Origin of the sequence: Inquilinus sp., from assembly GCF_039594555.1 — a bacterium.
GTDB lineage: Bacteria > Pseudomonadota > Alphaproteobacteria > DSM-16000 > Inquilinaceae > Inquilinus.
In genome coordinates, this window is the sequence record NZ_JBCNNF010000283.1 from 1 (window position 1) to 9,157 (window position 9,157).

Consider the following 9,157-nt stretch of genomic DNA (forward strand, 5'->3'; position numbering starts at 1 on the left):
GCGCAGCATCACCATCCCCAAGGACGCGACCGGCGGCCCCAAGGAAGGCGCCGCCGCGATCCGCGTGCGCGATCGCATCCGCTTCCGCCAGCTCAAGGAAAAGGTCGAGGCGAAGATGAAGGCGGACAAGGCGCTGACCGGCCTTGCCCCGCACGTCCGCTTCACCGAGACGCCCGACGGGCTGCGCATCGATATCGTCGACGGCGCGGATTTCTCCATGTTCGCGCTGGGATCGGATCAGCTCGTGCCGCGCGCCGCGCAGTTGATCGGCGAGGTGGCGAGCAGCATCGCGGAGGTGCCCAACGGCGTGATCGTGCGCGGCCACACCGATGGCCTGCCCTATGCGGCGGGCCGGCAGGTGAACAATTGGACGCTTTCCTCCGCCCGCGCCGAAGCCACACGCAAGCGGCTGGCGGACGGCCATGTCGCCGCCAACCGCTTCACCCGCATCGAAGGCGTCGCCGACCGCGAGCCCTTCGTGCCCAACGACATCTACGACCCGCGCAACCGCCGCATGTCGATCACGCTGGCCTGGACGCCGGGCGGAGCGGACAGCGACACGGTGGAGAAGATCCAGTCCCAGGTGAATGGAAGCGTTGGCAAAGGCGCGAATGGGGAGAAGCGCGGCTTCGATCCACACTGATCCGGCCCGCTCGTCCTGGGGCCGCCCTCTTCCACTATCATTGTCTAACCCAGGCTGGGGATTGCGGCAAGCCGGGGGGCTTGATCCATGAATGCTGCCCTCGATTCGCATGGCAAGAGGGAGCAGCCAACCGATGTCCTCCACCGATAGCGAAACTCCGCGGCGTTTCTATCACGGCACCAGGGCTGATCTGAAACCGGGCGACCTGATCGCCGCCGGCTCGGCCGACATCGTCGTCACCGGTGGGATGGAGAGCATGTCGAACGCGCCCTGGCTGCTGCCGGGCGTGCGTGACGGGCTGCGCTTTGGCCATGGCCGGATCTTCGACCATGCGGCGCTGGACGGGCTCGAGGACGCCTATGACAAGGGCCGGGCGATGGGCGATTTCGGCGAGGCCACGGCCGCCCGCTACGGCTTCACCCGGGCGGAGCAGGACGCCTATGCAGCCGTGTCGCTGCAGCGGGCCCAGGCGGCGATCGCCTCCGGCGCCTTCGCGGCGGAGATCGTGCCGGTCACGGTCCCGGCCAAGGGCGGCCCGGCCGAGGTCGCGGTCGACGAGAATCCACGGTCGCTTTCGGCCGACAAGATCCCGGGCCTGAAGCCGGCTTTCCGACCGGACGGCACCATCACCGCCGCCAGCTCCAGCGCCAATGCCGACGGTGCCGCGGCGCTGGTCCTGGCGCGGCGCTCGGTCGCCGAGCGGCAGGGTCTGCCGGTGCTGGCGACGATCCGTGCCCACGCCACGCACTCGCAGGCGCCGGAATGGTTCACCACCGCGCCGATCGGGGCGATCCGCCGGCTGCTCGACCGGGCCGGCTGGCGGGCCGGCGAGGTCGATCTGTTCGAGATCAACGAGGCCTTCGCCTGCGTGGTGATGGCGGCGATGCGCGACCTCGACCTGCCGCACGACAAGGTCAACATCCATGGCGGCGCCTGCGCCCTCGGTCATCCGATCGGCGCCACCGGGGCCCGGCTGATCGTCACCCTGCTGGCGGCGATGCAGCGCCACGGACTGCGCCGCGGCGTGGCCTCGCTCTGCATCGGCGGCGGCGAGGCGACCGCGATCGCGATCGAGAGATCCTAGCCGGCGAAGCGGATGGCGCCGTGGCCGTCCGGCCCGATCCGGCGCAGGCCGATCTTCTCGGCCACCCGCATCGAGGCGGTGTTGTCGGGATGGATGTCGGCGACCACGGTGTCGCCCAGCGGGTCCCGGGCATGGGCCAGGACCGGCGCCGCGGCCTCGGTGGCGTAGCCCTGGCCCCAGGCGGCGCGGTTGAAGCGCCAGCCGATCTCGATCTCCGGACCCCGGCCGTCGAGCGGGATCAGCGGCACCCAACCGAGGAACCGGGCCTCCGCTGTCCGGCCGCGCACCGTCCAGTAGCCCAGCCCCTCCGGATAGGCGGCGGTGATCCGCGCCTCGACGAAGCCGCGATGGGCCGCCGGATCGGCCCAGGGACCGGCGACATAGCGCGTCACCTCCGGGTCGCGGTCCATGGCCAGGCAGTCCTCAAGCTCGGCCATGGTCCGCGGGCGCAGGATCAGTCGCGGCGTCTCGAAGGAGGGCAGCACGGGCGCACCTATCGCGGCAGCACCTTGGTCTGGCCTGGCGCGATGCCGCCCAGCTGGGTCAGCAGCGCCGGATAGCTCGGGTCGGTCGGCAGCACTACGCGCTGTGACGTCCCGGCCCGGGCGGCGCTGACCGGGCCGAAATTCAAGACGATCGCGGCATCCCCGCGCATCGTTGCGGTGTCGCCGCCCTGAGTGACCGACGGCGGCGGCGGGGCCGGGAAGGTGGAAGCCGGTGCCGGAGTGAAGACGGGGCCCGGGGGCACGGTGCCTTGCGGCATCGGCACTCCGCCCTGGGTCACCAGCGGCCGCGACGGCGCCACCGGATTTACCGGCAGCGGCTCAACCGGCTGCGGCGCCGGCCGCTGGATCACGGCGGGGGGCATAGGCCGGGGAGTCACGGGCGCCGTCGGGGCGACCAGCACCTGCCGTTGCGGCGGCTGGAACGGGGACGGGGCGGAGGGCAGGGCAACGGGGCCCTGCAGCGGTCGCAGCGCGTTCGGCCCGGCCGGCTGGAATGCTCCGGGCGCGCCGACCAGCCGGGCATCGTAGTAAGAGGCGCCGGCCATGGCGCAGGGGATGATCAGCTCGACCGGCGTGCCGATCGGCAGCCGTCCGCCGCTGTCGGGGTAGGTCCCGATCACGCCGGTGCCGACCCGGCACGATCCGCGGCCGACATCGGTGCTGACGTTGACCTGCAACTGCAGATGATAGGCGGGGCCCTGTGCCAGGGCCGGCAGCGAGAACCCGAGGGCGGCGGCAAGAAGAAGCGGTTGTCTCATCGTCGCAAATCCTTCGAAGCCCCGGCGCGATGCCGGCCAGGGATGGCGCACGGCAACACGGCCGGCCGGGCCGCTGCCGGTCGAATCCTATGGGAACTATGCCCGGTCCCGCGCGGCGGCGGAAGCGGAGCGGGCGTCAGACAGCGCCGCGCTGCTGGTAGGCCCAGACCGAGGCCGGGGGGATGTTGGCCGTGACGAAGGCAACCCGGCGGCCGGTCAGGCCCAGCTTGTCGCGCTGCAGCGGCGAGGAGAAGGCGTAGGTGTACAGCACGACCTGACGCCCCTTCGGCATCACCGAATAGGCCGAATCGAGGATCGCCTGCTGCTCCTCATGCGTCAGCAGCAGCATCGGGATGCCGCACAGGGTGGTGCCGACCTTGCCGACCACCTCGGGCGGCAGGATCTCGCCCAGGCGGCGGGCGTCGCCCTCGATCACATGGATGCCGGGAAAGGTCTCGCGCAGGTGCCGCGCCATCTCGGGGTTGATCTCGAGCACGTAGAGCCGGTCGGCCGGCACGCCCCGCTCCAGAATGCCGCGGGTGATCGCCCCGGTGCCGCCGCCCAGCTCGACCACATACTCGTCGGGCTCGCGCCGGATCTCCTGCGTCAGCCGGCGCTTCAGCGCGGGCGAGGACGGTGTCACCGATCCCACCTCACGGGGGTTGGCGAGCCAGCGGCGAAAGAACAGCCAGGGGTTCATGTCCGGCCGGTCTGGGCCGGCTTTGCGGTCGGTCATCAAGCGACGGGTCCTTACGACGTCGAACGGATGGAGGCGTCCGATCCTCCGGGCGACGCACGCTAGATGCTCCGTTCCGCATCCGATCGCAAGCGCGTCGCGAGGGATCGGCCGCATTATCCGGGCCGGGCGGGCGGCGCGGGCGATGGTGGCGATACTGTGGTCTTTATCCGCATTTTTCTGGATTTGCAGGCATTGCAAGTATTCGGGCCGGACTCTTCCCGATTATTGCAACGGCCGGCCGTATCTCTACCATCGTGGCACTGGACCCGGACTCGCCGGATTGAGGGCCGGGCCGCATCCGACATTTCATCATTCGACTGGAAGGGGAGTCCCGTCATGGGCCGATTCTGTCGCAGTCTCCTGGTCGCGGCGGCGCTCGTCGCCGGCGCGGCGGCCTCCGCCCACGCCGACGACCCGCAGCCGGCGGCCGCCGGCTGGTGGAAGCCGACATCCGACAAGCCGCTGTCGTTCCACTGGGTCCTCGGCGGCCCGCTGAATATCAACGATCCGGTGCAGATGGGGCTGCGCGACTTCAACGGCGCGGTCCTGCCCGAGCCCGACGTCTACGACATCGACGGCGAGTTCAACAGCAAGGCCACGGTCGACGCCCTGCACGCCCGGGGCAAGAAGGTGATCTGCTACATCGATGTCGGTGTGTACGAGACCTATCGCGGCGATGCCGCCAAGTTCCGGAGGCTGGTGCCGCGGATCTGGGGCAAGCCCGATATAGGCTGGGACAATTCCTTCTGGCTCGACATCCGCCGCATCCGCGAGCTGGAGCCGATCATGAAGGCGCGGATGCAGATGTGCAAAGACAAGGGCTTCGACGCCATCGAGCCGGATGAGATCGACGGCTGGGAGAACAGCCTGGACCCGGCCACCAACAGGCCCAGCGCCACGAAGGGCGAGACCGGCTTCCCGCTGACCTACCAGGACCAGCTGGCCTACAACCGGGCCCTGGCGCGATGGGCGCATGAGATCGGCATGTCGATCGGCCAGAAGGGCGACATCATCCAGATCCGTGACCTGGTGGCCAGCTTCGACTGGACCCTGAACGAGCAGTGCTACCAGTACGGCGAATGTCTGAACCCCTACGACCCGATCCTCGACCGCGCGGTGCCGGGGCTGCAGCTCTACACCCGGGCCAACAAGGCGGTGTTCGTCGCCGAGTACAAGGCCTTCACCACGGCGCAATGGGCGGCGGTGTGCAAATCCTCCCGCGCCAGCCACTTCAACGCCGTGCGGTTCCGGCTGCAGCTGCCCCCGAACGGCCGGCGGCAGCCCTGCATCAACGGCAGGACGTGGTAGGAAAAGCTACATCGGTAGCCGTTTTCCGGTGGGCCCGGACATCCTGCCGTAGCCGTGCCGGCCGTATCCCGGGCCCTTGACCGGACGGGCCCGCCGTGGCCGGCCCTGTCGCCCGACGCGCTGCTGTCATGCCGCGAGCGCCGGGCGATGGGGCCGCCGATGGTTGACGGCACCCCTCGCCGGGACAGATATGGAACCCGGCCCTGCCGCCCAAGCAACCATCGGTGCGTTTTCTCATGACCGACACAACATTCGACCGGCCCGCGCCGGCTCCAGTCAACACCACCGGCCGGATCGTGCTGGCCAGCCTGGTCGGCACCGCCATCGAGTTCTACGACTTCTACATCTACGGCACGGCCGCGGCCCTGGTGTTCGGGCCGGTGTTCTTCCCGCAGGAATCGGATGCGGCGCAGCTGCTGCTGTCCTTCGCCACCTTCGCCATCGCCTTCATCGCCCGGCCGGTCGGCTCGGCCCTGCTGGGCCATTTCGGCGACCGCATCGGCCGCAAGGCGACGCTGGTGGCCTCCCTGCTGCTGATGGGCATCTCGACCACGCTGATCGGCGTGCTGCCCAGCTATGACGCGATCGGCTGGCTGGCGCCGGCGCTGTTGTGCCTGCTGCGCTTCGGCCAGGGGCTCGGCCTCGGCGGCGAATGGGGCGGTGCGGCGCTGCTGGCGGTGGAGAACGCCCCGGCCGGCAAGCGCGGCTGGTTCGGCATGTTCCCGCAGCTCGGCGCCCCGATCGGCTTCCTCGCCGCCAATGGGCTGTTCCTGCTGCTGGCGCTCGGGCTGGACGACGCGCAGTTCCGGGCCTGGGGCTGGCGCGTGCCGTTCCTGCTCAGCGCTGTGCTGGTGGCGGTCGGCCTCTATGTCCGGCTGAAGCTGGTGGAGACGCCGGTGTTCCGCGAGGCGATGGAGCGGCAGGAGCGGGTGCGGGTGCCGATCGGCGACGTGCTGGCCCGCTACACCCGGGTCACCATCCTCGGCACCCTGGCGATGGTGTCCTGCTATGCCCTGTTCTATATCACCACGGTGTTCGCGCTGGGCTACGGCACCAAGTCGCTGGGCTATTCGCGCCAGGCCTTCCTGGGGCTGGAATGCTTCGCCATCATCTTCCTCGGCCTCGGCATCCCGCTGTCGTCCAGCCTCAGCGATCGCATCGGCCGGCGGCCGGTTCTGATCGTCGGCGGCATCCTGACCGTGCTGTTCGGCTTCGCTCTGGCACCGTTGCTGGGCAGCGGCTCGGCGGTGCTGGTCACCCTGTTCCTGTGCCTCGGCCTGTTCCTGATGGGCCTGATCTTCGGCCCGATGGGAGCCTTCCTGCCGGAGCTGTTCCCGACCGGCGTGCGCTACACCGGTGCGTCGCTGACCTACAACCTGGCCGGCATCCTCGGCGCGTCGCTGGCACCCTACATCGCCCAAACGTTGGTCGCCGAGGGCGGGCTCAGCTGGGTCGGCCTCTATATCAGCGTCGCCGCCGTGATCAGCGTGGCCGCGGTCTGGCTGATCGGCGAGACCCACCGCCAGGACCTGACCCGGGTGGCCGGCGACCGCTGACGCTCGGGTCGGACTGACGGGCCGGCAGGCCCGTCAGTGACCGTGGCCGTAGAGCTCCTTCGGGTCGTGCAGCACCGGCAGGTCGGTGTGCCAGGCGCCGTCGCGCGCGACCCGGTAGAAGCAGCTGCGCCGGCCGGTGTGGCAGGCGACACCGGTCTGGTCGACCCGCAGCAGCACCGCGTCGCCGTCGCAATCCAGCCGCAGCTCGACCAGGCGCTGCACCTGGCCGGAGGTGTCGCCCTTGCGCCACAAGGCCTGGCGCGAGCGCGACCAGTAGCAGGCGCGGCCGCTGGCCAGTGTCTCCTCGATCGCCGCGCGGTTCATCCAGGCCAGCATCAGCACCTCGCCGGTGTCGTGCTGCTGGGCGATGGCGGGGACCAGGCCGTCGGCGTCGAAGCGGACCTCCTCGAGAAGGCGTGCCCCGCTCATGCCGCCGCCCGCAGCCGGTCCAGCCCGGCCTCCAGGTCGGCAATCAGGTCGGCCGTGTCCTCCAGCCCGACATGCAGCCGCACGCCCGGCCCCTCGGCGTCCCACCGCGTGGCAGTGCGGATCTTCTCCGGATGGGTCGGCAGGATCAGGCTCTCATAGCCGCCCCAGCTGGCGCCCATCTGGAACAGCTCCATGCCGTCCAGCATCGCCGCCACCTGGCCGGCAGAGGCCGGTTGCAGCACAATCGCGAACAGGCCGGAGGCGGCGGTGAAGTCGCGCCGCCACAGCGCATGGCCGGGGTCCTGCGGCAGGGCCGGGTACAGCACCCGCGCCACCTCCGGCCGCGCTTGCAGCCAGCGCGCGACCTCCAGCGCATTCTCCTGATGCTGGCGCAGCCGCACCCCCATGGTGCGCAGGCCGCGCTGGGCCAGGTACAGATCGTCCGGCCCGGCACAGTGGCCGGACTGCACGGCGTGGGTCTTCAGGATCTGCCATACCCGCTTCTCGCGGGCGCCGACCACGCCCATCATCGCGTCGGAATGGCCGACCATGTACTTGGTTGCGGCGTGGACGGTGACGTCGACGCCATGCCCGAAGGCGTCGAAGCCCAGCGGCGTGGCCCAGGTGTTGTCCAGCGCGGTCAGCACGCCGCGCGACCGGGCGGCGGCGGCGATCGCCGGCACGTCCTGCACCTCGAAGGTCAGCGACCCCGGGGATTCGAGATAGACCAGCCGGGTGTTCCCCCGGAACAGGCTCTCGATCTCCGCGCCGATCAGCGGGTCGTAGTACTCGACCTCGACGCCGAAGCGGCTCAGCACCGCATCGGCATAGCGCCGGGTCGGGCCATAGGTGCTGTCGGTGATCAGCACATGGTCGCCGGCCTTGACGAAGGCGGTCAGCGCGACGTTGACCGCCGCGAGGCCGGAGGAGACTGAGATGGCGCCGTATCCGCCCTCCAGCGCCGCGACCGCGTCCTCGAAGGCCTCGCTGGTCGGGGTGCCGACGCGGCCATAGCTGTAGACGCCATGCTCGAACCCGGCATGCGCCTCGTCCATCGCCGCCACCGTCGGCCACAGCACGGTCGAGCTGTGATAGACGGGCGGGTTCACCATGCCGTGATTCTCACGGGGGTGGCGGCCGGCATGGGCGAGGATGGTGGCGGGGCGGCGGGACTTGGACATGGCGGTCAGTCGGTCGTGGCGGCGTGTGTCAGTTGTCGCAACTGACGGAGCCGTCATCTTTCGGCCAGCCGGACGGGCCGGTCAAACCCGATCCGCGCAGGGCCGCCCCGATTCCGCCGGAATGGTGGCCGGCGGGGCGCGCCGAAAAATCCCGCCGCCTGTCACCGATGTAACAGTTTTCCCCGGTTCCGCAATGCGACCGTCACCCGGCCCGCCCAGGATAGGCGGGTTTGAGGCATCGGAGCGCGGATCATGGATCTGACGGGCACCAAGCCGACCTGCCGGGTGGTCGGCGCCGGGGCGCGGTTCACCGGCAAGCAGGCGCTGAGCTACACGCCCGGCATCTCGGCCGAATCGGCGGGGGCGACGGGCATCCACCTGCAGCTCGTCACCCTGCCGCCGGGCGCCCGGGCCAAGGCGCACCGCCACGAGGCGCATGAGACCGCGATCCATGTGCTGAGCGGCGAATCCGGCATGTGGTTCGGCGACCGGCTGGAGCAGCATCTGATGGTCCGGGCCGGGGAGTTCCTCTACATCCCCGCCGGCATGCCGCACCTGCCCTACAACCCCAGCCCGGCCGAGGATTGCGTCGCGGTGATCGCCCGCACCGACCCGAACGAGCAGGAGAGCGTGGTGCTCATGCCCGAGCTCGACGGCCTTCACGCATAGCCGTCGAGTGCCGGGTCAGCTCAGATGTGGACGATCGTCACCCCAGCGTTGCCGGGCAGGCTGTCGTGGACCGAGCCCTTCTGCCCCCACACATTGGTGACCGCGTAGCTGTCGACATAGTTGATGGTATCGACCCAGACCTCGCCGGCGATGACCGGGCCGGCGTGGTGCTGATGGACGACCCAGGAGGCAACCGAGTTGCTGCTCGAATAGTTCGCGTCGAAGACGCCGAAATTGGTCGCCAGCCCGTCATTGTAGCTCGACACGATGGTCGCGCTGGTGCC

At 70.1% G+C, this 9,157-nt stretch carries 11 protein-coding genes; 5 read left to right on the top strand and 6 right to left on the bottom strand.

The features are described 5' to 3' along the window. Together ABDW35_RS25230 and ABDW35_RS25235 are read left to right on the top strand one after the other, a co-directional pair. Positions 1-643, top strand: a 643-nt coding sequence (locus ABDW35_RS25230) for an OmpA family protein (RefSeq protein ID WP_343716618.1), incomplete at its 5' end; no start/stop codon positions are given. A 133-nt stretch (positions 644-776) separates the two neighbouring features. Further along, the gene (locus ABDW35_RS25235; protein ID WP_343716619.1) at positions 777-1,727 is read left to right on the top strand and encodes an acetyl-CoA C-acyltransferase; all 951 of its coding nucleotides are present in this window, start codon (positions 777-779) and stop codon (positions 1,725-1,727) included. On the opposite strand, the gene ABDW35_RS25240 is transcribed toward ABDW35_RS25235, so the two are convergent. The 3 genes from ABDW35_RS25240 to ABDW35_RS25250 form a co-directional block, all read right to left on the bottom strand. After that, positions 1,724-2,212, bottom strand: coding sequence for a GNAT family N-acetyltransferase (locus ABDW35_RS25240; RefSeq protein WP_343716620.1), 489 nt, complete (start codon positions 2,210-2,212; stop codon positions 1,724-1,726). The two genes, ABDW35_RS25235 and ABDW35_RS25240, sit on opposite strands and share 4 nt — an antisense overlap. A gap of 8 nt (positions 2,213-2,220) precedes the next feature. Beyond that, positions 2,221-2,991, bottom strand: coding sequence for a hypothetical protein (locus tag ABDW35_RS25245; protein ID WP_343716621.1), 771 nt, complete (start codon positions 2,989-2,991; stop codon positions 2,221-2,223). A 136-nt stretch (positions 2,992-3,127) separates the two neighbouring features. Further along, a complete protein-coding gene (locus tag ABDW35_RS25250) occupies positions 3,128-3,727 on the bottom strand; it encodes a methyltransferase domain-containing protein (RefSeq protein WP_343716622.1) in 600 nt (199 codons plus the stop codon). 339 nt (positions 3,728-4,066) lie between these two features. Here ABDW35_RS25250 and ABDW35_RS25255 point away from each other — a divergent pair, with 339 nt between their 5' ends. Further along, positions 4,067-5,038 (top strand): endo alpha-1,4 polygalactosaminidase, encoded by a 972-nt coding sequence (locus ABDW35_RS25255; protein WP_343716623.1) that lies wholly within the window; start codon positions 4,067-4,069, stop codon positions 5,036-5,038. Positions 5,039-5,274: 236 nt separating this feature from the next. Then, on the top strand, positions 5,275-6,594 hold the full coding sequence (locus tag ABDW35_RS25260; protein ID WP_343716624.1) for an MFS transporter: 1,320 nt from the start codon (positions 5,275-5,277) through the stop codon (positions 6,592-6,594). A 33-nt stretch (positions 6,595-6,627) separates the two neighbouring features. On the opposite strand, the gene hisI is transcribed toward ABDW35_RS25260, so the two are convergent. Together hisI and metC are read right to left on the bottom strand one after the other, a co-directional pair. After that, positions 6,628-7,023, bottom strand: a complete 396-nt coding sequence (hisI, locus tag ABDW35_RS25265) for a phosphoribosyl-AMP cyclohydrolase (protein WP_343716625.1) — start codon at positions 7,021-7,023, stop codon at positions 6,628-6,630. Beyond that, positions 7,020-8,204: a cystathionine beta-lyase gene (gene metC / locus ABDW35_RS25270; RefSeq protein WP_343716626.1), complete on the bottom strand. Its 1,185-nt coding sequence runs from the start codon at positions 8,202-8,204 to the stop codon at positions 7,020-7,022. Before metC ends, hisI begins: the two co-directional genes overlap by 4 nt. Before the next feature lie 252 nt (positions 8,205-8,456). Here metC and ABDW35_RS25275 point away from each other — a divergent pair, with 252 nt between their 5' ends. Next, positions 8,457-8,873, top strand: a complete 417-nt coding sequence (locus ABDW35_RS25275) for a cupin domain-containing protein (protein WP_343716627.1) — start codon at positions 8,457-8,459, stop codon at positions 8,871-8,873. A gap of 20 nt (positions 8,874-8,893) precedes the next feature. Here ABDW35_RS25275 and ABDW35_RS25280 read toward each other — a convergent pair. Next, on the bottom strand, positions 8,894-9,157 hold a 264-nt coding region (locus ABDW35_RS25280; RefSeq protein ID WP_343716628.1), incomplete at its 5' end, for a hypothetical protein.